This window comes from Asticcacaulis sp. P2_C5, from assembly GCF_056404555.1.
This window is the reverse complement of sequence record NZ_JBFUDU010000002.1, coordinates 492,111-513,785: the sequence shown is the minus strand read 5'-3', so window position 1 is coordinate 513,785 and position 21,675 is coordinate 492,111. Positions and strand designations below refer to the sequence as shown.

Annotated in this window: 21 protein-coding genes; 12 read left to right on the top strand and 9 right to left on the bottom strand. The window is 60.7% G+C overall.

What is annotated here, in order from left to right; translation table 11 throughout:
- Positions 1-2: 2 nt before the first annotated feature.
- Positions 3-758 carry a heme exporter protein CcmB gene (gene ccmB, locus AC1DXO_RS05915; RefSeq protein ID WP_476977173.1) on the top strand — a complete coding sequence of 252 codons (756 nt, stop codon included), beginning with the start codon at positions 3-5 and terminating at the stop codon, positions 756-758.
- A 1-nt stretch (position 759) separates the two neighbouring features.
- Here ccmB and AC1DXO_RS05910 read toward each other — a convergent pair whose 3' ends face one another.
- Complete coding sequence (locus AC1DXO_RS05910) at positions 760-2,307, bottom strand: tetratricopeptide repeat protein (RefSeq protein WP_476977172.1); 1,548 nt, start codon at positions 2,305-2,307, stop codon at positions 760-762.
- A gap of 38 nt (positions 2,308-2,345) precedes the next feature.
- Between AC1DXO_RS05910 and AC1DXO_RS05905 the strand changes: the two genes are divergently transcribed.
- A complete protein-coding gene (locus tag AC1DXO_RS05905) occupies positions 2,346-2,675 on the top strand; it encodes a heme exporter protein CcmB (protein WP_476977171.1) in 330 nt (109 codons plus the stop codon).
- Positions 2,676-2,683: 8 nt separating this feature from the next.
- Here AC1DXO_RS05905 and AC1DXO_RS05900 read toward each other — a convergent pair whose 3' ends face one another.
- On the bottom strand, positions 2,684-3,244 hold the full coding sequence (locus AC1DXO_RS05900) for a hypothetical protein (RefSeq protein ID WP_476977170.1): 561 nt from the start codon (positions 3,242-3,244) through the stop codon (positions 2,684-2,686).
- Between the two features lie 119 nt (positions 3,245-3,363).
- Here AC1DXO_RS05900 and AC1DXO_RS05895 point away from each other — a divergent pair, with 119 nt between their 5' ends.
- The 4 genes from AC1DXO_RS05895 to AC1DXO_RS05880 all read left to right on the top strand — a co-directional run bounded on the left by AC1DXO_RS05895 (position 3,364) and on the right by AC1DXO_RS05880 (position 5,807).
- Entirely contained in the window at positions 3,364-4,131 is a 768-nt protein-coding gene (locus AC1DXO_RS05895; RefSeq protein WP_476977169.1) for a hypothetical protein, read from the top strand.
- 271 nt (positions 4,132-4,402) lie between these two features.
- On the top strand, positions 4,403-5,122 hold the full coding sequence (locus tag AC1DXO_RS05890) for a heme ABC transporter permease (RefSeq protein WP_476977168.1): 720 nt from the start codon (positions 4,403-4,405) through the stop codon (positions 5,120-5,122).
- Positions 5,122-5,286 (top strand): heme exporter protein CcmD, encoded by a 165-nt coding sequence (ccmD, locus tag AC1DXO_RS05885; RefSeq protein WP_476977167.1) that lies wholly within the window; start codon positions 5,122-5,124, stop codon positions 5,284-5,286. Before AC1DXO_RS05890 ends, ccmD begins: the two co-directional genes overlap by 1 nt.
- Complete coding sequence (locus AC1DXO_RS05880) at positions 5,283-5,807, top strand: DsbE family thiol:disulfide interchange protein (RefSeq protein WP_476977166.1); 525 nt, start codon at positions 5,283-5,285, stop codon at positions 5,805-5,807. Before ccmD ends, AC1DXO_RS05880 begins: the two co-directional genes overlap by 4 nt.
- A gap of 101 nt (positions 5,808-5,908) precedes the next feature.
- Here the strand turns inward: AC1DXO_RS05880 and AC1DXO_RS05875 are convergent, their stop codons facing one another.
- The 4 genes from AC1DXO_RS05875 to AC1DXO_RS05860 form a co-directional block, all read right to left on the bottom strand.
- Entirely contained in the window at positions 5,909-6,796 is an 888-nt protein-coding gene (locus AC1DXO_RS05875; protein WP_476977165.1) for a tetratricopeptide repeat protein, read from the bottom strand.
- Positions 6,797-6,869: 73 nt separating this feature from the next.
- Positions 6,870-7,682: a polysaccharide lyase gene (locus AC1DXO_RS05870; RefSeq protein WP_476977164.1), complete on the bottom strand. Its 813-nt coding sequence runs from the start codon at positions 7,680-7,682 to the stop codon at positions 6,870-6,872.
- Positions 7,679-8,116, bottom strand: a complete 438-nt coding sequence (locus AC1DXO_RS05865) for a DUF4304 domain-containing protein (protein WP_476977163.1) — start codon at positions 8,114-8,116, stop codon at positions 7,679-7,681. Before AC1DXO_RS05865 ends, AC1DXO_RS05870 begins: the two co-directional genes overlap by 4 nt.
- Positions 8,117-8,119: 3 nt before the next feature.
- The gene (locus tag AC1DXO_RS05860; RefSeq protein WP_476977162.1) at positions 8,120-8,983 is read right to left on the bottom strand and encodes a prephenate dehydratase; all 864 of its coding nucleotides are present in this window, start codon (positions 8,981-8,983) and stop codon (positions 8,120-8,122) included.
- Between the two features lie 176 nt (positions 8,984-9,159).
- On the opposite strand from AC1DXO_RS05860, the gene AC1DXO_RS05855 reads away from it, so the two are divergent.
- A complete protein-coding gene (locus AC1DXO_RS05855) occupies positions 9,160-9,834 on the top strand; it encodes a c-type cytochrome (RefSeq protein WP_476977161.1) in 675 nt (224 codons plus the stop codon).
- A 70-nt stretch (positions 9,835-9,904) separates the two neighbouring features.
- Here AC1DXO_RS05855 and AC1DXO_RS05850 read toward each other — a convergent pair whose 3' ends face one another.
- Together AC1DXO_RS05850 and AC1DXO_RS05845 are read right to left on the bottom strand one after the other, a co-directional pair.
- Positions 9,905-10,768: a C40 family peptidase gene (locus tag AC1DXO_RS05850; RefSeq protein ID WP_476977160.1), complete on the bottom strand. Its 864-nt coding sequence runs from the start codon at positions 10,766-10,768 to the stop codon at positions 9,905-9,907.
- Positions 10,769-11,007: 239 nt separating this feature from the next.
- Positions 11,008-12,435, bottom strand: coding sequence for a leucyl aminopeptidase family protein (locus tag AC1DXO_RS05845; RefSeq protein WP_476977159.1), 1,428 nt, complete (start codon positions 12,433-12,435; stop codon positions 11,008-11,010).
- Between the two features lie 205 nt (positions 12,436-12,640).
- On the opposite strand from AC1DXO_RS05845, the gene AC1DXO_RS05840 reads away from it, so the two are divergent.
- The 3 genes from AC1DXO_RS05840 to AC1DXO_RS05830 all read left to right on the top strand — a co-directional run bounded on the left by AC1DXO_RS05840 (position 12,641) and on the right by AC1DXO_RS05830 (position 16,139).
- Positions 12,641-13,543: a tetratricopeptide repeat protein gene (locus AC1DXO_RS05840; RefSeq protein ID WP_476977158.1), complete on the top strand. Its 903-nt coding sequence runs from the start codon at positions 12,641-12,643 to the stop codon at positions 13,541-13,543.
- A 144-nt stretch (positions 13,544-13,687) separates the two neighbouring features.
- A complete protein-coding gene (locus tag AC1DXO_RS05835; RefSeq protein ID WP_476977157.1) occupies positions 13,688-14,161 on the top strand; it encodes a nuclear transport factor 2 family protein in 474 nt (157 codons plus the stop codon).
- An 85-nt stretch (positions 14,162-14,246) separates the two neighbouring features.
- Positions 14,247-16,139, top strand: a complete 1,893-nt coding sequence (locus AC1DXO_RS05830) for a pentapeptide repeat-containing protein (RefSeq protein ID WP_476977156.1) — start codon at positions 14,247-14,249, stop codon at positions 16,137-16,139.
- Positions 16,140-16,216: 77 nt separating this feature from the next.
- Here the strand turns inward: AC1DXO_RS05830 and zapE are convergent, their stop codons facing one another.
- The gene (gene zapE, locus AC1DXO_RS05825) at positions 16,217-17,326 is read right to left on the bottom strand and encodes a cell division protein ZapE (protein WP_476977155.1); all 1,110 of its coding nucleotides are present in this window, start codon (positions 17,324-17,326) and stop codon (positions 16,217-16,219) included.
- 326 nt (positions 17,327-17,652) lie between these two features.
- Between zapE and AC1DXO_RS05820 the strand changes: the two genes are divergently transcribed.
- Positions 17,653-19,509, top strand: coding sequence for a sensor histidine kinase (locus AC1DXO_RS05820; RefSeq protein ID WP_476977154.1), 1,857 nt, complete (start codon positions 17,653-17,655; stop codon positions 19,507-19,509).
- Positions 19,506-21,674 (top strand): putative bifunctional diguanylate cyclase/phosphodiesterase, encoded by a 2,169-nt coding sequence (locus AC1DXO_RS05815; RefSeq protein ID WP_476977153.1) that lies wholly within the window; start codon positions 19,506-19,508, stop codon positions 21,672-21,674. The genes AC1DXO_RS05820 and AC1DXO_RS05815 overlap by 4 nt, the downstream gene beginning before the upstream one ends.
- The last annotated feature ends 1 nt before the right edge of the window (position 21,675 follow it).

Genomic DNA, 21,675 nt, shown 5'->3' with positions numbered 1-21,675 from the left:
CGATGAAAAAGCCTGCGGACTCGGCCAGTTTGCCCCTCAGGCACGCAGCCCCTCGCCCAACCCCCTCCCCTCGCGAGGGAAGAGGGGGCTTAAGTCGCGCATCCCTCGCCCTCTTAAAACGCGATTTGGGCGTCACACTCACCCGCGGCGGTGGGCCGTTGCTGGCCATCGGATTCTACCTGACCCTGATGGCGATGATTCCGCTCAGCCTGGGCCCGGATTCGCAGACCCTGGCGCGGATTGCCCCCGGCCTGACCTGGCTATGCCTGGCCCTCGCCTCCCTCCTCTCCCTCGAAAAGCTGTTCGAACGCGACTATGACGATGCCGTCTTCGACGTCCTGCGCACCGGCCCTTTGCCACTGGAACTGATCGCCTTGCTGAAGTGCCTCAGCCAATGGCTGGGGACAGGGTTGATCCTGTCCTTGCTGACGCCCATCGTCATGATCATCCTGGGCGCTTCCCCGTCCCTGGCCGGTCTAGGGTTGCTGGCAGCCGTGCTGGGGTCGCTCAGCTTTGCCCTGATCGGCGGAATCGGGGCCTCGCTGGCATTGGGCGCGCGCAAGGGCGGGGTGCTGATGGCGCTGCTGGTCCTGCCGTTTTATGTGCCGCCGGTGATCTTCGGCGCCGGCATCATGCAGGCGGCGCAAGGTTCGACCTCGCCGATCCAGGCAATGGCCTTTCTGGCCGCCTACGCCCTGTTCGCCCTGGCCTTGGGACCTATCGCCATGGGCGCGGCGCTTAGAAGTGCGTTAAACTGAATTAGGACGGACCATTTAGGGCCGACATGACCTTGTGCGTCGGCTCGCCCGCCTTGATGGCTTCGATCGCGGTTTGGAAACGCTTCGCTTGATCGGGATTGTGGGGATCGCTGGCGAACGGCATCAGCAGGGCGATGGCTTCGTTACGCTTATCCGTCGACAGGTTCACGAAGGCGGCAAAAACCGCAAAGTCGCCGACATTCGGCGCCAGGACATGGGCGCCATTCGCCGCATTCACCGCGCTCGCATTGGGAAAGCCGGGTTGATCGGAAAGGCTTCGTGCAAAGTAGTACAGGTTCGGCGCGTCGAGTTTGTTGATCGTGTAGGCTGCGGCAAAAAAGCCGTTTGACGCGTCCGTCAGATCCCTTTCATCCTGGCCCGTCGCCACGAGACTCTGCTTAAAATAGATACGTCCCATCAGATAGTTAGCTTCGAAACTCTCGGGGTGGGCGTCGACGATCGCGCCTATGGTCGCTTCAGCGTCTTCGGGCGGTCCAAAGAGGAGCTGTGCCCGGCCCAGAGTCAGGTCGAATTCCAGCTTGCCGCCCAGGCTTGGCTTAAGGGCAGTCAGGCGGCCCAGCACGTCCTTGCCTTGGGATGGCTCCATACAGGTCATGAGAAGGGACCGATCGAACAGAAACGTGTTCGTTTCAGGACTCAGTTTTTCGACAGTGATGTCGCTGTCGCTATACTCCGGAACGGGCAATTCCATGTAATACATCTTGCTGTAATAGCTTTTGAGTAACCCGCGTAGTGAATTTACCTTTATGCCGGTCGAACCTTCCCAGGCCTGGATCGGGTCGGTGCCCTTGGTGAGTTCAGCAAAATAGAGGTTAAGCGCCTTGGCGCGCCCGGGGTCATTGAGCATGTAGTGGGTTAACAGCCACGACTGGGCGTAAAAACTTTGCATTTCCCAGGCGTCATTTTTCTTGTCGCCCGTAAATTCAAATTCGGGATTCAGAACCCGTTCAAAACCTATCCAGCGATCCTCCGCCAGGGTCGACATACGCATATTTGACAGCTCACCTATGGTAATCTTGCCTTTGTTTGGATAGGCCGTGCTCAAATATTCCGCGAAACCTTCAACGTACCAGGTTGGGTAGTAGGTCTTGGCGTGTTGGAACATGATGTAGTGGCTGTATTCGTGGAACAGGATAACCAGGCTCACGTCCTGATCATCCATGAGGTCGCCGCCCTTTTGAACCGTTGCGTAGGCGCTTAGACCTTCAACGCAGGGCATATACACGCCGGCAACCTGCTTGGCGAAACTTGGCCGGACACTCTGCATTTTATCGGGATTATTGAGCAGGTAGATGGTGAACCTGACCTGAGGTCCTGCCCCTGTGCTTCCGAGCAGGATATTGGTCAGATTGCGGAAGGCTTCAAGCTTGCGCACATAGTCACGGGTCGTTTTCTCAGGTGCACTGCTATAGACTTCAAAATGCGCTGATTGCACCTTGATCCACGACTCTGCGTTGACCGGACCCGCCAGCCCCAAAAGGAAAAGACCGGTAAGACCGATCGACCGCCAAAAGCCAGATTTTGTCATCCCCACCCCCGATATTTAGATACAGAGTATAAGCAACTATGCGGTTATTGGAACAGGTTTTTTCAGGCGAAGATACCGTGCGATTCCGCGGGATGGCGATCATCACGCGTAATTGCTGGCTTGATGCTGGCTCAGCCGGCCGCTGTTCTGGGATCGCTGAGCTTTGCCCTGATCGGCGGGTCCTGATCGCGCTTTTGGTCCTGCCCTTCTACGTGCCGCCGGTAATTTTCGGCGCAGGTATCATGCAGGCAGCGCAAGGCTCGACCTCGCCCTTTCAGGCCCTGGCGTTTCTGGCGGCCTATGCCCTGTTCGCCTTGGCGCTCGGTCCCATTGCCATGGGCGCGGCTTTACGCTCGGCGTTGAGCTGATGCCCAGATCAAGTCAGCCATTCCCGTAGTTTTTGCCGCAGGCTGAGCTTTGGAACCTCCGCCTGTGTGCCAAAGGCGATTATCGGCGCGTCCGCCAGGTTCCAGCCATCGGTATTGGCCGCAACCAGATGCGCCATGACCGCCGCTCCCACCGCCGCCGCGGAACAGATCTCGTAGGTGTAGGAGTCGGAATAGGGCTGCGGCCCGCCGACAGAACACCAGAAAACCGGCTCGATGGCCAGGACCAGCCTGCCGTCGTCCCGCACCCGGATGCCCGTCGGCTCGCGATCCTCGTCCTGGGTCTTCGACCACGAGTCCAGGAATGCCGCCACCTCTACTTCCGGTCCCAGACCCTCCGTCAGCCCGATCCGCACCTCGCCGGTCAGCGTCATCGCAAAGTCGAGAAGGCTCAGCCACAGCGCCACATCGAAATACATCTCGCCGATATCGGGCCGGTAGGTATCCTGCACGACGGCGAAGCGGCGGCCCAGCCCGGCAGTCCGGGCATAGGCCGGCGGGTTCGAAAGCCGGTCAAAACCGTCAACGTAACGGACTTCTGTCTTTGCCACGATGTAATCCCCGCGCCCGAAGCGATTCTCAGGCAAATGCATAGCGCAATCGGCAAAAAAGGCCATCCACCAGCCGCTTCGATAACGTGGACGTAACCTCAATTTGCCAATCTGCCGCAATGACCCAGACCGCTCCCACTCCAGCGCCCGTCAACTACGCGAACATGCGCTTCGCGGCCGATCTGCCGCCGCTGACCCTGGCGCAAAAACAAAAAGTCGAGCAATATCTGGCCCGACCCACGGCAATGAAAGAATGGACGCCGCTGGCCCGGCGCGCTGTGATGGAATCCTTCGTACGCAGCGATATCGATCCTGACGATGCGTCCTCCGTTGCCGAGGGTATGCAACGCGGCAATATCGCGCCTGTCCTACCGATCGACAACCGCACGCCCTATTTTCCCGCGTCGAAACCATGGACCAGCAAGTGTACGGCCGTGATCCGCGAGAGGGTAGCGCTGACTGTGCGACTGCTTGGGACACGTGCGCTGATCCTGACCGAGCAGATGGCGCTGCACGTCGGTGACTTCGCCGAATATATGCGCGACAAGTGCATCACCGACTATTTCGATGAAGTCGGAACGGCCTTTATCGATGGCGGCGTGGCGGCCTTTATGGAACCGCTGGCCGGACGCGAAGCTGCCGCCCTCGTCCGTACCATCATCAAACGCGAATATGGCGAATTCCGCCCGGTGTATCAGGCTCAGGCGGCGGAGTTTCGCGGCGGTCCGCCGGCGATCGACCAGCCGGGCATTGGCGAGTTGATCGAAGCCCGGCGCGACGCCCACGCGGCCTTTGATCGCGATTTTGCCGCCTTGCGGGTCGATCTGTTCCGCGCGTTGGAAAAGGACTTGCGGCAACTCTATCCCTGGGGTGCGACAGGCCGGTAATCATCGCCGGCCAGCATCATGTGTGGGGCTACTTTTCGTAAGAATCTGACCAAGAACGTCACGAACCGACACGAACGGGTGCCGGTTCACGGTCTAAACATCAAACGTTCGGCGGCGTGTGCGTGTTTTTCGTGTGGTTCGTGGTCAAAAATCTTTCCTGCCTTTATCGCCGCCCCGGAAGCCGTTGCGCTTGACAGCAACAATATCAACCGCAACCTGCGCTGAACTGCCACCTTGCCCACGGACTGCAAAACCCTTATCTCCACCTCTCATGTTTACCTTCCTCGCCAATCCGGACCGTTTCACCAAACTGACCGCCCCTATCCGGCCGTGGCTGGCCGGGATCGGCGGTGTGCTGCTGGTCTGGGGACTGTATCTCTGCTTTGCCTCGCCAGAGGACTACCAGCAGGGCGACACCGTCCGCATCATGTACATCCATGTGCCCGCGGCTTGGATGGGGCTGTTCGTCTATATGCTGATGGGTGCAGCCAGTTTCTTCGGCCTAATCTTCCGCCATGCCCTGGCCGATGCCGCCGCCAAGGCGATCGCCCCTATAGGCGCGGTGTTTACGGCATTGGCGCTACTGACCGGGTCGCTGTGGGGCAAGCCGATGTGGGGCACATGGTGGCAATGGGACGGCCGCATGACCTCGGTCCTGGTGCTGTTCCTGTTCTATATCGGCTATATCGCCCTGCACGCCTCGATCGAGGACGAACAGCGCGCCGCCAAATCGACCGCCATCCTGGCTATGGTCGGGCTGGTCAACCTGCCGATCATCAAGTTTTCGGTCGAATGGTGGAATACCCTGCATCAGGGTGAAAGCATTTTCCGCGCCGATGGACCGACCATTGCGCCTGACATGCTGTGGCCGCTGTTCGTCATGGTCGCCGCCATCCATGTCCTGACCGTGTGGCTGTTCCTCATTCGGCTCGATTCCGAAATTTTGGCCCGCAAATATCGGGCTCTTCGTTCCAGACTGAGTTTCAACTGATGCATCTCGATCTCAATATGGGCAAATACGCCTTTTTCGTCTGGGGCTCTTACGGGGCGACCTTGCTCGGTCTGGCGGGTCTGGTCCTCCTGTCGGTCCGCGCCCACGCCCACCGCAAGGCGGTGTTGAAGGCCTTGCAGGATGCGGCAGAGATCAAAGCATGAAACGTATTCTGGCCCTGATGCCGCTGGTTCTGTTTGCCGGGCTTGTCGCCGTTCTGGCCTATTATAATTTTCACAAGAAGGCGCGTTACGAACCCATGGCCATGGTCGGCCATTCGGTGCCCAGCCTGGCTGTTGACGATCTCGATACCGGCGGGACCGCGAACCTAAAAACCCTGGTCGCAGGCTACGATCACCCGGTGCTGGTCAATGTTTTCGCTTCGTGGTGCGGGCCGTGCATCGCCGAAAATCCCACCCTGATGGCGTTGAAGGCCAAGGGCGTTGTGATGATCGGCATCGCCTGGAAGGACGAACCGAAAAACACGCTCAAATTCCTCGCCGAGCACGACAATCCGTATGTGAAGACGCTGAGCGACCCTGACGGCAAGATGGGGCTGGACCTGGGGATTTCCGGCGTGCCGGAAACCTATGTCGTATCGCCGGACGGGACCATTACCTATAAGGTCGCCAATCCCATCCTGCCCGAAACCGTGGCCGAGGTCGAGGCCGCATTGAAGAATTAAGAAACGACGTTATTTTATACCTCCCCGTAAAGCGGGGCGGTATAAAAATGACTATCGCGAATCATCAGGGCCGCCCGTGCGGCGGCGTTTGGGCTAAAAAGCTAAAACCGAACCTTCGGGTGGCTCTGCCGCCATTGCTCGGCGCGCTGTTCGCCATCCTTCAACTGCTCGGGCGTAAGCTTCTGGCGCAGGAAATAGGCCGCAGGTGACATCTCGCGTTCGCGGACTTCACTGGCGATCAGCACCCACTTATAGGCCTCGACCGGATCCTTCTTCACGCCGTTGCCGTAATATTGGATATAGGCATAGTTGAACATGATCTCGCTGAAGCCGGCATTGGCCGCCTGCTCGTAATAATGCGCTGCCTTGGTCGCGTCTTTCAACGGGCTGCGATAGTCGTAATAGATATTGCCAAGGTCGAGCGCTGCCTCGCCGTCACCAGCGGCCGCGGCCTGCAGAAGCCAGCCCTCGGCCTCCTTCAGCTTGCCTTCGTTCACCAACATGGCGCCGAACAGGGTCTTGGCACGCAGATCGCCCGCCTGGGCTGCCTTTTCGTAATAACTGCGCGCCATGATGGTGCTCGGTTGCAGTGATCCGCGCCCGATCGCGTAGGCATTACCCAGTTTGCGCATCGCTTCGCTGTTACCAGCCGCGGCAGCCTTCTTGTACCACTTGACGACGGTATCGCCTGTCTCTTCGTCGGTGATGTCGCCGTAACTGTCGGCTATGGCCATCATGGCCGGCACATAGCCGCCATCGGCCGCCTTTTCGTACCAGGTCATGGCTGCATCCTTCTTGCCGTTCTTGTCCAGGCGGACGGCGTAGTCGTAGCGCGCATGCGCATCGCCCAGATTGGCCTGGACCAGGTCGAGAATACGGTTGCGCCCGTGTTTCCAGTCCTGCGATCCGAAGAAGATTAACCCCAACACCACGACCAGGGCTGCCCCCGTCGCGATCACCATAGAGTTATACGATTTTTTTGCTGCCATGATGCCCTCCCGTTGCAATGCATATCACGGCGACGTGATAGCAGACAACCTCAAAAGCCGTCGGGCCGAGGCCCTATCGGCAGGCAGCGGGCGGCCTGATCTTCGTTTCCGACACGGTGATATCGTCGAACAAGGCATATTGCTCCGTCGCCGGCGCATAGTCGGCCGTTCCTCCGCCGAAAAAGGTCTCGAAGTGAAAGGCATCAATCGCAAAGGCTTCGGTATCACGCAACACGACGTGCCGCGCCGTATAGGCGCGCTTGCCGTCCAGCCATGACATGATGACGCCGTCGGCCTTGCCGGGTGTATTCACCCGGACATAGGTCTGCACGAAATGCCATGTGCCGGGCGTCAGGGCGCCGGGCGACCACAGGTCGGTGTCGCCGTATTTGTCCGCCTGACGGGGGCGATAGACATATTGTGCCGCCTGCCCGCCCTTTTGCCAGATGATGCGCGACGACCAGCCGTCGTGGCCGTTGGGCGGATGACCGCCGCTATTGCAGGTACCGCCGCACAATCCCGACAGCTTGCCTTCTTTCACAAAATCGAAACCCGGCGGAAAATAGACACGATAGGCCAGATACAGCGCGTCGCGGCGCGGCAAGGCGACCGGGATATTGACGCCCTGGCCGATCTGTCCGGCGGGATAGCTTATACGCAAGGCCTTGCCGCAATCCGAAGCAACGATCTGGGCATGACCTTCCTCGATCCCGTCTTCCCACGCCGGATGGTGGAAATCGACATCCATGGCGGCGGACGGATAGGGACCGGCGGAGTTGCCTTCAAAATCGGCATGAAACAAAGGCTGGCCGGCCAGGACACGACCGGACATCACGACAACCGCGATGCCTGTAAAGCCGGATATCCAAAGCGCCGTGCGCGTCACGGTTTCACCTGATCGCCGTCAAGAGCGACCCGGTCTTCGAACCATTTCATCGCATCGGGCAAACCCAGGCGAACCTGGCCGACAACATCGGCAAAGCGACCGTAACGAAAATCAAACTGCGAATCGACACCGAAGCCGTCCGGCCCGAGCCAGCTGCGTTGATCCGTCCCCAGGTAGCCGACATGCGCTTTCGATTCCGGCAACGTCTTCCCCCAATGGGTCGTAAACGCGCCAGCCGCGGATTGGCCCAGTTCCATCCGGAACCCGCCGCCGTAACGGTCGAAACCGAACGACAGAAGGTCCAGCCGCCCGCCAACCGTCCGGCGAAAATTCGGATAGGATCCCTTGAAGCCGGAACTGCGCAGGGCCGGGACAATCTCGGCCTTCAGCGCGGCGTCCATATCCTTGCGACGTTCACCGAGCGAGACCGACACAGCCTACCTCTGTCCCTCGCTGAGGCGGAAAGGATCCATCGGATAGGTCCCGAGCAGTTCCATATTGCTGGCGAAGAAACTCAGCTCCTCCAGGGCCTGGGCGACGCCGCGATCGCTCGGCCGGCCTTCGACATCGCTGTAGAAGAAGGTCGAGGCGAAGACACCGTTCTCGATATAGCTTTCCAGCTTGGTCATGTTGACGCCATTGGTCGCAAACCCGCCAAGGGCCTTGTACAGGGCTGCCGGGATGTTGCGCACGCGGAAGACAAAGCTGGTCATGCACGGCACGTCGGGTTCAGGCGTCACCACCTTGTCTTCGGTCGTCAGGATCAGGAATCGCGTCGTGTTGTGGCGCGCGTCTTCCATGTTGCGCTTCAATATCTTCAGTCCGTACAGCTCGGCCGCCGATTCCGGCGCGATAGCCGCCCGGTCCAGTTCGCGTGTCTGGGCGAGCGAACGCGCCGCCCCCGCCGTATCGTGAAAAACCTCGGCCGTGATGCCCAGATCACGCAGCGAATTGCGACATTGCAGAAGGGCCATGGCGTGCGACGCCGCCACCTTGATATTGGCCAGTTCGGTTTCCGGCACCGCCATCAGGTTCATCTCGATCGGCAAAAACCGTTCGCCGACGATCTTCAATCCCGAATGCGGTAACAGGTGGTGGACGTCCGACACCCGGCCCGCGACCGAATTTTCGACCGGAATCATCCCCAGTTCGCAATCGCCTTCACGGACGGCGGCAAAGGCGGCCTCGAAAGTCGGAAACGGCGCCGGGGTAAAGTCGCCGAACCAACGCTTGATGGCCTGATGGCTGAAGGCCCCGGGCTCGCCCTGATAGGCGATCTTGCGTGTGGTCTGGCTGTTCATAGTCTTGCGATGGCTCCCTGCGACGATTTGACACTTTTGCCCAAAGCGGTGCAAAAGTCGGCTTGCGTCTTTGGCGGTAGCGTGTCAGAGAGCCAAACGCAAGCCGGGCTGTTGACAGCGATGTGACAGGGCCTAATCTCGGTGCGGATTCATTGATTCATGGGTACTCTGGCAAGATGAGCGGCGACCTGCAACTTAACAAGATTCTCGGTGCTGTCCTGGCGACGGGCCTGGTGATTATGGGCGTCAAGATCGGCGCGGACATGATCTACAAGCATGAAGCGCCCGAAAAGCCTGGCTATGCCATCGAAGTCGCCGAGGCCCCGACCGAAGGCGGTCCCGCCGCTGCCGATACACCGCCGGACTGGGGTACCGTCCTGGCGACGGCCGACGTCGCCGCCGGTGAGAAGATTTTCGCCAAATGTACCTCGTGCCATAACAATGCTCAGGGCGGTCCGAACATGACCGGCCCGAACCTGTACGGCGTCGTCGGTCGTCCGACCGCCTCGCATGCCGGCATGGCCTATTCCGACGCCATGATGGCCCACGCCAAGGACGCGCCAGCGTGGAGCTACGACCAGCTCTATATGTTCCTCGGCGCGCCGCAAAAGTGGATCAAGGGCACGAAGATGAACTTCCCGGGCGTCAAGAAGCCGGAAGACCGCGTCAACCTGATCGCCTATCTGCGCAGCCAGGGTTCGACCGGTTACGCCATTCCGGCCCCCGATCCGTCGCGTGCGGCCGGTGCGGCACCTGCCGCTGCCGGTACTGCGACGTCGGAAGCTGCCCCGGCTCCTGCCGCAGCAGCACCTGCTGAACCGGCGCCGGCCGCCGCTAAGCCAGCCGCTTAAGCCACCCGAACCTGACGAAAAAGCCCGCCAGTTCACACCGGCGGGCTTTTTTACGCTTTAAGCTTTACACTTACAGCCGGCGGAAGGCGGTAGGCCGGCCCGAACCACAGCCGTCGATGCGGTTGACCGCCTCGCGCAAAGGTTCGACCGCCACCTTCATATGGTGTGCATTGGCGTGGATGATATTGTCTTCGTCGACCATGATGGCGACGTGGCCTTTCCAGAACACCAGATCACCGCGCACCAGGCCCTTGAGGTCCGTACCGACCTCCAGCGCAATGCCCAGCTTGCCCTGCATGTCGCTGTCGCGCGGGCAGCCATAGCCCGAGGCGTACAGAGCCTGTTGCAGCAGGCCGGAACAGTCGAGCCCGATACTTTCGCGGCCGCCCCATTGATAGGGTGCATTGATATAGCTTTCGGCCACGGTGACGAAATCGTCGGCGAAGCGTTCGAAATCCGACAGATGGTTGGCGAATACCCAGCCCATGTCGTTGATATAGGCAAAACCGTTCTCGAACCGCGTCACATTGACCAGTGAATTCAGGCTCAGCGCCGACAGGATCGACGCCTTCAGGTTCGAACCGGCGAAAACATAGGTGCGCAGCGTGGCCACATAATGGGTCGGCAGGTACCAGTCGCGGCGGAAGGCGGTGACCGGCACATAGCCGACATAGCCGTCACGCAGGGCCTGGCCCCAGTAGAAGTCGTGCTTGCGTTCGATGACCTTGAAACGCTCGCCCAGCAGCAGCTGATCCCATTGTTCGGCGCCGTGTTCCGGCTGAGACAGGATGGGCGCCGTAGCTTCGTAACAGCTCAGGATTTCACCCGCCACATAGGACCGGGCGCGGATCAGGCCTTCATGGGCCTGGTCGGTCACGCCGTCCTTGAACGGGGTGATGCGCTTGTCGAAATTGTCGTCGCTATTTTGCGTCATGGTAACCGTTGGGCTTTCAGCCTGGAGAACTTTCTATATCTCCACCCTACCGCAGGGACGTAAAGGTCACGTTACCCGCCACGGTCAACAGGAAGTTTATGAAGCGGGTGCCACCGCATCGCTTGTTAAACTCAATGAATCAAATGGGTGCTATTCCAAGCGCGATGATTCATCGCGCTTGGCAAGGGCGACCGCCCGCCCGAGCTGATGCGAGGAGCCATGCGGCGCTTGAGCTAGTATTAATACGCCTTCAGCAACTGGTACACTGCCCGTAACGTCTGGGCCTCTCCACCGACTGGCGCGCCGGCGCGGCTGCGCGGGTTCCAGGCATAGAGATCGAAATGCGCCCACGCGCCCGTCTTGGGTGCGAAGCGTTGGAGAAACAGGGCCGCGGTCACCGATCCGGCCTGCGCCCACGACGACGGATCGTTCTTGATGTCGGCTATATCCGAGTCCAGCGCATCGTTATAGCCGGCCCACAGCGGCATGCGCCACAGCGGATCGAACTGGGCGATCGACGCAATCTCCAGCTGGCGCACCACCTCTTCGTCGTCACAGTAAAACGGTATAATATCCGGCCCCAGCGCCACACGCGCCGCACCGGTCAAGGTGGCGAAGTCGAGCGTCAGGACAGGCTCCAGTTCACCGGCCCGCGTCAGGGCGTCGGCCAGGATCAGCCGGCCTTCCGCGTCGGTATTGCCGACTTCGATCGACGTGCCGGCGCGCGTTGCCAGGACATCGCCAGGCCGCATGGCATTGCCGGAGACCGAATTCTCGACGGCGGGGATCAGCACATGCAGCTTGAGCGGCAATTGGCTGGCCATCACCCATTCGGCCAGGGCAAGGACATGCGCGGCGCCGCCCATGTCCTTCTTCATCAGACCCATGCCGTTGCCGGTCTTCAGGTTCAACCCGCCAGTATCGAAGGCCACACCCTTGCCGATCAGGCAGATGACGGGAAGCGTGCCGCGTGCGTCGGCCGGTTGCCACGACATCTCGATAAAGCGCGGCTGCTGGTCGGCGCCGGCAGCGCGGCCTACCGCGTGGACGGCAGGATAGCTGGTCTTGAGCAGTTCACCGGCGATCACGCCGATTTCAGCACTGTGCGCCTTGGCGATGCCGCGCGCCACGGCCTCGATCTGGGCGGGGCCCATGTCGTTGGCCGGCGTATTGACCAGATCGCGCGCCCGGTCATGGGCCTGAACTTCCAACGCCACAGCGCTGCGTTCCGACGGTGTCAGGTCGCTGTCGTCCAGCACCGCCTCGACCGGCTTGCCCGCGCCTTCGTTTCTTGCGGATTTATATTTGCCGAAACTGTACGAACCCAGCCCCCAGGCGACGTGGATCGGCGCCAGGTCGAGATCGTGATCGACCTTCAGCCGCCACTTGCCCTTTGGCAACTGGGTCGGCAGACCCCGGAAGGTCAGCGGGTTGAAAGTCCTTCGTGCGCCCAAGCCAAACCACGCCCACAACCCGCCCATCTCGTTGGAGCCCAGCCCCGACGGTACCACCACCAGGCTGCCGGTCTTGCCGGTAAAGCCGCGCGCCGTCAGAAATCCGGTATGGGCCGGTTTGAGGGCCGCCATCATGTCGGCCACGTCCTCTTCGAAGACGGCAAAGATGATATGTTCGGTTTTTTGCGGCTTGGTGGGCAGCGGTGTCGGCATGAGATACCCCGGTAAGGTGTTTGGCTATGCTCCGGGGCTGTCTTGGCAGGCCCCGGCAAGGGCAAGTGCCCGCCCGAGCCGTTGCGAGGAGCCCCTGCGGCGCTTGAGCAGGGAATTAGTTAAAGGTGCAGAAACTTCTTTAACTGTATCTTCATTCCCGTCACCGAAGTCTTAACCGGGGCGAGAATTCTTGCGAGTCACCGTTATGAAACCGTATCTCACATTCACCGCCACCGTTTTCCTTTTGACTCTGGCGGCGCCGGGCGCCCAGGCCGGACTGTTCGGCAAGGACAAGAAGGACGCAACGCCTGACGCCCCCGCCGCGACCCAGGGTGTGGCACCGGCGGCCGGCTTTACCAACATGCCGCCGGCCCAGGACGAGCAGAGCAGCTTCAAACCCGCAACCCAGGCCGAGATCCAGGCCATGCTGCGCGCCGACCCCCTGACCCAGTCGGCCTTCTTCACCAATCAGTACGACCACGACCCGATGAACGCGCAGCTGGGCCTGTACCTGTCCAACGCCCTGCGCGCCCTGGGCCGGACGGCCGAAGCCGCCGACGCCGCACACCGCGTCCTGCTGTTCGCGCCCGACAATATCGATGTGCTGCTGGCCGCCGCGCGCGCCCACATCGCCGACAACAACGCGTTTTACGCTATCGACTCCTTGCAACACGCCATACAGCTGAAGCCGAAGGACTGGCAGGCCCACTCGCTGCTCGGCGTTGCCTACGACCAGGTCAAGCGCCCCGCCGACGCCCAGGCCGAATGGGCCACAGCCCTGCAACTGTCGCCCAATAATCCGTCCGTCCTGACCAATCAGGCCATGTCCAAGGCGGAAAAAGGCGACTTCGCCGGCGCCGAACCGCTGTTGCGCACGGCCGTGGCGCAAACCGGCGCTACCTTGCAGATGCGCCAGAACCTGGCGCTTGTGCTGGGTCTGGAAGGCAAGATGGGTGAAGCGGAACAACTGCTGCGCCGCGACCTGCCGCCCGACCAGGCCGACGCCAATCTGGCCTGGTTGCAGCAGGCCCTGCAGTCGCGCACAGCTTCGGCCGCCGCCACCCCCGGCGCCCGGTCGTGGGACTCGGTCAAGACCTCGGGCAGCTAGCCGCGAGCGCGGCCCCTGCCAGGGTGCAAGCACCCTGGACCCTGACTCGCGCCAGCGCTAATCAGCGCCCATACATCGACCGCAAGCCTGCACGTCCTCGCCGGCGACATGATTCCGCCGGCGTCTTTCCTTTGGAGCCCCATCATGTCGCGACCGCCCCTGCCACCGTTCGACCCGGAGACCGCGGCGCAAAAGGTTCGTCTCGCTGAAGATGGGTGGAACAGCCGCGATCCGGCCCGCGTCGCCCTGGCCTATACGCCGGACAGTCGTTGGCGCAATCGTTCCGAATTTCTGCAGGGCCGCGCCGCCATCGAAGCGTTTCTAATGCGGAAATGGCAGCGCGAAAACGACTACCGCCTGATCAAGGAGCTGTGGACCTTTGGCGGCAACCGTATCGCCGTGCGCTTTGCCTATGAATGGCATGATGACGACGGCCAGTGGTTCCGCAGCTATGGCAATGAGAACTGGCAGTTCGACGCCGATGGGCTGATGGAAGTGCGCATCGCCAGCATCAACGATCTCGCCATCGCCGACGCCGAACGCAAATTCCACTGGCCGCGCGACAATGCCGGCCGGCGCCCGGACGACCATCTGGGCCTGAGCGACCTGGGCCTCTAGGCATACCGCGGATGGCCTTTCTTACATTTGTCATCCGCCTGTGTTAACCTTTGGCTGACGGCCTCGTCTGGCCGCCGGGGGACATATGACACCGAAGCCGCACGCCAATCCCGAGATCGCCGCCCTGGAAGCCCAGTGGTGGAAAGACTGGTGGGCGGCCGACTATTCGTGGGACGGGCTGAAAGCCAAGGAAGGCCCAGAAGGCACTGCGAATATGCAGGTCTTCTGGCATAGCGAAGAAGCCCGTTTGATACCGGAACCCGGCACGTCGCGGCGCTGGACTCGCCTTCATTGCCCCTTTGTCTTTGCCGACGGTACACCGTCACCAAAAATGCAGTGGCGTGATGCCGCATGGCAGGATTTGTGTTCTGACGTCCTGAAACCACGGCCCGAAGGCAATCACAGCCTTATTGCGATCGCCGGCGGTGTTTTCAGTGACGTGCTGATCGCCGACTGGCCTTCGGATGCCCTGCGATCGATTCTTGCGGCGCAGATCTATATAGGCGGCAATTTCCAGACGCACCTGACAAAGCCTTTATTCCTCTTCGACATGGCTGGTGCGTGGGTCAACGCATGTCGGTTGGCGGAAGCGCCCTTTACCCTCCGTGCCGACGCCATAAGAGCGGAAAATACCATTTTTGCAGGGGGTTATTCGAGTCGCGGCGTGGTGTTCAATGCGGCCCTGTTTCAGGGCGCTCGCTTTTGCGGGGACGCCGACTTTCGTGAGGTTCATTTCCAAGGTCTTAGCCTATTCGGTGGTACCCGTTTCGCCAACAAGGCCAATTTTTCCGAATCCGTCTTCAGCGATCATGCCGATTTCACAGCCGCTCATTTCGCCGGTCCGGTCGACTTTTTCGGCTGCCGCTTCCAGGGGCGGGCCATCTTCGATAAGACTCAGTGCCTGGACGATATCGGCTTCTACAAGTCCGCCTTTGTCCGTCGCCTGACCCTTAACGACGCCAGGCTGTACGGTCGTCTGAATCTGGAAGGCGCCACCGACGGCGACCCGATCGCGCAATCATCGCAAGCGATCCGCCTGACCGCTTCCGGAGAACCCGTCAACGGACTGACGGGCACGTTGGAACCCACGTCCGGCCCGCCAGAACGCAGCTTCAAATCCCTGCCCAAGCTGCACGCGCGCCGCACCCAGTTCTTCGAAGACGCAAATTTTTCCAACCGTGACCTGCTGTCCCCCTCGACCTTCCGCGATGCCGTCTTCCACGAGCGTGCGCAGTTCCACGGCAGCGACATCCACGCCAATGTCAATCTGTACGGCACCAATTTCCGCCGCGCCCTGGCCTATCGCGCCGGCAGCCTGCCGCGCTATCCTGAAGACCTGCTGAAGCTGCGTTTCCTGGCTGAACCCGACGGGGCGAACTACGCCACGTGGAAGAAGACTTATCTCAGAACGCGTATCGAACGGCGCTTTGATAACTTCACCGCCGACAACTACTACAACAACCTCGAAGCCAGTTTCCGCACCCTCAAACAGATGATGGAGGAGCGCCGCGACCGGCTGAAGGAAGGCGAGTTCTTCAATCTCGAACTGCGCGCCCGCCGTAAACGCAGCGATATTCCGTTGTGGGAACGCATCACGTCCTACCTCTACTGGCTGGTCTCCGACTACGGCAATTCGCTCTTCCGCCCGATGGTCATGCTGCTGCTGTTGTTCGGCGCCATGGCGACTGTTTATTACACTATCGGCCAGATGCGTGCGCATCAGCCGGTCATCCCGATGGACGGGCACGGCCTGTACAGCGCCCTGGTTTTCTCGCTGCAGAACGTCTTCGCGCCGTTCAGTGTCCTGGACGCCAGCAAGTTCAACGCCAACGACGCCTGGATCCGGACGGTAGTCCTGCCTGCCGATCCGGCGCAGAGCCTGATCATCAAGCTGCTGGCCTCGACCCAATCCCTGCTCAGCCTGACCTTGGCCTTTTTGGCCGGCCTGGCCGGCCGCCGCCGGTTCCAGATCAACTGACTTTTGTTTTGACGCGCAATTAACCGAGAACGGGGCCGCCCGTGCGGTGGCATCCACTTTATCGGATTGCGCTCTGGTCAATCCGCTCGGTTGAGATAATCCTCGGAACGCATTTCTTCCAGCCGTGACACGGTCCGTTCAAACTCGAATGCGCCGTCGCCCGACGGATACAGCTGCGCCGGTTCCGCCGCTGCCAGCAGAACCGTCTTTGTCGACGCTTCATACAGCGCATCGATCAAGGTCACGAACCGCCTTGCTTCATTGCGATTGGCCGGGCTCATGATCGGCACGTCCTCGATAAACACCGTCGTAAAGCGCTCGGCGATCGCCAGATAATCGGCCGGGCCGTTATTCCCGCCGCACAGTTCGGCAAAACTGGCGCGCAGCAACGGTCCCGCCGCACGCTTGAAGGTGATCTTGCGCTCATTGACCGTCAGGGCGCATTCCATCTCGGTGTTGAGCCGCGTCATATCGGCCCACAGACGGTCGAAGCCGGCATGGCTTTCCGGCGCGGTGCTCGGGAAGAAGTAGGTCTTGGCGCCGCGCAGGCGATCCAGGCGGAAATCGCGCGGTCCGGCCACCTCGACGACCTGCAGGCGCTGCTTGATCATCTCGATAAAGGGGACGAACAGATCGCGGTTCAGGCCATTCTTGTAGAGGTCCTCAGGCGGCCGGTTCGACGTCGTGACCAGGACCACCTTGTGCGCAAACAGGGCCTCAAATAACCGGCCCAGGATCATAGCGTCGGCGATATCGGTCACCTGCAACTCATCGAAACACAGAAGCTGCGACCGTTTGGCGATCAGCTTCGCAGTCGGCGCGATCGGATCGTCGCCCTTGTGCGTGCCGAAGACGGCTTTGCGCGTCTTGGCGTCGCTTTCGCGCCATTTGCGGATCAGATGGTGGACTTCCGACATGAAGGCGTGGAAGTGGACGCGGCGTTTCGCCCTGACCTGGGCGTTATGATAGAAGATATCCATCATCATCGACTTGCCGCGGCCGGGCGGGCCCCACAGATACATGCCGTAGCATTTTGGCCGGATACCGAACAGGGCGCGCCACCACGAACGGCTGTGGCGAATACGTCGCTCCAGCCGGAACAGGGCTTCGATCGCCGCCTTCTGCGCCGCGTCAGCCTTCAGTTCACCTGATTTGAGCAGGCGTTTGTACTCGCTGCGGATACCCATCAACCGGTCTTTTTACTGCTTCGCCCGAGCTCTATAGGCCCGTGCCCCACCTTTTTCGAGCGGGACCTTAGCAAATACGCCTCAAGATCGCGTTAAAAATGCTGCATTGCGCAAGGTTTGGCCGCGGTTGTGGGATTTGGGGGACAGTTATGGCCTGCCACCATCCGCAAAATGCCGCGGTTTCGCGATGCATCCTGGGATTTCCTGTGATCGACGCAAAGGTTTGCAGACGGAAACATCTCACTAAGCATTCGGTGTTAAAACAGGTGTCCGGTTGGCGCAAAATTGCGCCGTCCTACCGTAGAATGCGTTCATTGAGTATCCGATTGTCCCAGTCTCCCTTCAAAACCTCGACCGACGCACCGCCGTCTTCACGAGGGTGGTTTCGTTACAGTAACCTGAAGGTCGAGGCGGCCATCTTCATGCTGATCGCCCTCACATTTGCGGCCGTTCTGGGCCAGGGCGCCGTGACCAGCCGGCAATTCGACCTTACCTCGCAAATGGGACAGTATTACCCATTCGACTACAGCGACAAGTCCGACGGGGGCCAGACCTCCGTTACGTGGGACAAGTCCAAGCCGCTGCAATGGTCATGCACACTGCGTGCCGGCGCCCAATATACCTATTGTGGTTATGGACTGCAGCTCGACGCGGACCATGAGGCCACAGGGCTGGATATTACGAAATTCCAGAACATTACGCTTAAATTAAATTATCGCGGCACCGGCGAACATCTTCGTCTGCTGCTGCAGAGTCCGCGTCCCGCCAATCTTGCCGCGAAGGTCAGAAAAGACGAGACTGTGCCTTATGTCGTCGAATTTGATGTCGTTCAGGGCGACAATGTTATCCACCTCGCAAAGGGGAACTTGACGGCCGAACAGTGGTGGCTGAACGCGCATAACCTGGCACACGATGCCGTTCCACCGGTCCCCGAACAGATTGTGTCCGTGGCTTTCTCGTCAGGGAGCCAGACGCCTAACGGCCGCATGGATGTACACGTCCAGTCTATAAATTTTGAAGGTGTCTCGGTCTCGACTGCCCAGTGGTACCTCATCATCCTAGGCGTCTGGCTGGTGCTGACCGGTGCTTTTCTGATCTACCGCTTCCTGTCCCTGCGCAGCGGCTACGAACAGCGTCAGATTCGCCAGGCTGAAGAGAGCCGCGTCCTGGCGGAGGCCCGCGCGGCCGCGGAATCGGCCAGCACGGCCAAGTCGCAATTCCTGGCCAATATGAGCCACGAACTGCGTACTCCGCTCAACGCTATTATCGGCTATGCCCAGCTTCTTAATAGCGACGATCTCAGCGACCGGCAGTTGTCGGCCGTCAGGACGATCCAGCATAGCGGCGAACATCTGCTGACCATGATCACCGACATTCTCGACATCGCAAAGGTCGAGGCGGGCAAGCTGGAACTCCTGCCGGCTCCGTTCGATATCCGTGCCTGCGTTTCCAGCGTGGCCCAGATGGTTCGCCTGCGCGCCGAGGAAAAGGGCCTGGGTTTCCACGTCACAATCCATGAGGATGTACCGCAAAACGTGGTGGCGGACCAAAAGCGCGTACGCCAGGTTTTGATCAACCTGCTCGGAAATGCGGTCAAGTTTACGTCGTCGGGTGAAATACGCCTCGACGTTACCCTGGTGAGCGTCGTCGATGAAGATGTGCGCCTGCGTTTTGAAATCAGCGACACCGGAGTCGGTATTCATGACGATCAGCGTGAACGCATATTCCGTCCTTTCGAACAGGTCGGCAACGCCATCGACCGCAGTGGCGGCACGGGACTTGGCCTCAGTATCACACGTAAAATCGTCGAGATGATGGGCGGCGAAATCGGCGTCACAAGTGCGTCAGGCGAAGGCAGTTGCTTCCACGTCGAAGCCCCCTTCCCGTTGGCCGCCGGGGAAGACGTTCCGGCACCCGTCGACAATGTCGTGGCCGACGAGGCGCCGGTCAGCGATCCCGTCCCGCCCATGTTGGCGCCCGACAGCGCCACGCTCGACCAGTTGCTCGCCTACGCCCGGTCCGGCAATCTGCGCGCCATCCGTAAAGAAGTGCCCGCAATTCTTGCGCTGGGGCCACAATTTCACAGTTTCGCGGAGCGGCTCGACACACTCTGCGCGGCTTACCAATCACCAGCCGTGTTGCGCCTGGTTGAGAAGTACGCCGAGGAACGCAGGGCAGCATGACCGAACTTACCAAATTCAAGACCGAGGCCACGCTGCTGGTTGTCGACGACAATCCGGTCAATCTCGGCGTCATGGTCGATCATCTGGAGCGCCATGGTTTCGAAGTCCTGGTTGCGCTGGGCGGTTTTGAGGCCCTGGAACGGGTTCGCTACGCTCAGCCGGACCTGATCCTTCTGGATGTGATGATGCCGGACCTGGACGGGTTCGAGACCTGCCGGCGGCTGAAGCACGAAGAGGCGAGCCGCGATATACCGGTTATCTTCATGACAGCCCTGGCCGATGTCGACAGCAAGGTGACAGCCTTCGCCGCGGGCGGCGTGGACTATGTCAGCAAGCCTTTCCAGGTAGAAGAACTTCTGGCGCGCGTGAGAACGCACCTGGCCTTGCGTCGGGCGCAGCTCGAACTGATGGCCGGCAAGACCCGTCTGGAAGCCGAGGTCTGCACCCGTCGCGCCGTCGAAGTGTCGTTGCGCGATTCTGAAATGCGGCATCGCCGCCTGTTCGAGACCGCCGGCGACGGCATATTGGTCGTCGACTGCGAAACCGACACCGTCGTCGACATGAATGCGCAATGCAGCGAGATCCTGGAATGCGATATCGAGGCCGCGCGCGGTCGGCGACCGGAAGATATCCCCGCCCTGGTGAACCTGGGCGGCGCACGCCCACTGACGGACATATTGCGCGAAGCCGGCCAGGCCAAATGGGATGACTGGTCGTGGCTGAAGACCGACGGCACCGACGTCAGCGTCGAGATCCTGGCGACGACCTATCGCGCCGGGGAACGGCTTCTGGCCCAGTGCACGTTTCGGGATATTCGCGCCCGCAAGGCGGCGGAGGCGCGCGTACGTTATCTGGCCATGCACGATGCCCTGACCGGGCTGCCGAACCGCACGCTGCTGATGGACCGCCTGACCCAGGCGGTGGCCCATGCGCGTCGCGATCGCGGGCACGTCGGACTTCTGTTGCTCGACCTTGATCATTTCAAGAATATCAATGACAGCCTGGGTCATTTTATCGGCGACGGTCTGCTCGAAGAGGTCGCCCGGCGGCTGCGCAGTGTGTTGCGCGAAGGCGATACGCCGGCGCGGCTGGGCGGCGACGAGTTCGTCGTGGCGGCGTGCGGTCTTGCGGGCCCGGCGGATGCCGAAGCCCTGGCCCAGCGAATCCATCTGGCCCTGGAACCGGTCTTCAATATCCAGGGACACAATTTACACGTTGGTGCCAGTATCGGCATCAGCCTGTATCCTGAGGATGGCGACACCCCGGCCGCGCTGCTTCAGGCAGCGGATACCGCCATGTACGAGTCCAAGAAGAAAGAGCGCGGCAGTTATCGCCTGTTCAGCCACGACCTGAGCATGGCCGCGGCGCGTTGGCACACCCTGTCGAACGACCTGTACGGCGCCTGTGAACGCAATGAATTTGAACTGTATTATCAACCCCAACTCTGCGTCGACAGTTCCGCCATTAACGGCCTGGAAGCCTTGTTGCGCTGGAACCACCCGACTGAAGGGCTGATCGAGCCCGGCCTGTTCATTCCCTTGCTCGAGGAACACGGCAGGATGGTCGAGATCGGCCGATGGGTAATTCAAACGGCGTGCAGACAGGCGGTCGCCTGGCAGGCCCAGGGCCTGCCCAAGATACGGATCGCCGTGAACCTGTCGGCGCAACAATTCTATCGCGGCGATATCGTGGCCATAGTCCGCGGCGCGCTCGAAGAGACCGGCCTGGCGGCGGAATGGCTCGAACTGGAACTGACCGAAAGCCTGACGCTCGACGACACCAATGTCACCCTGCGCATTATGAGTGAGCTCAAGGCCCTGGGCGTAAAACTGTCGCTGGACGATTTCGGCACAGGCTGGTCGTCTCTCGCCTATCTCAAGCGTTTTCCACTTGACCGGATCAAGATCGATCGCTCCTTCGTGCGCGACATCGTCAATGATCACAGCACGGCCGCTATCGTCCACAGCATCCTCGACCTGGCACGCAAGCTCGACCTGGATTGCGTGGCGGAAGGTGTGGAGACCGTCGCCCAACTGGACCATCTGCGCGGAGAGGGTTGCCCCGGAGTCCAGGGATTTCTGTTCAGCCGGGCGATATGTGTCGAGGAAATTACCGGCCTGCTGCGCACCGGATTTCCATCCGACAAAGCCTCCGAGGCGGCTTGAC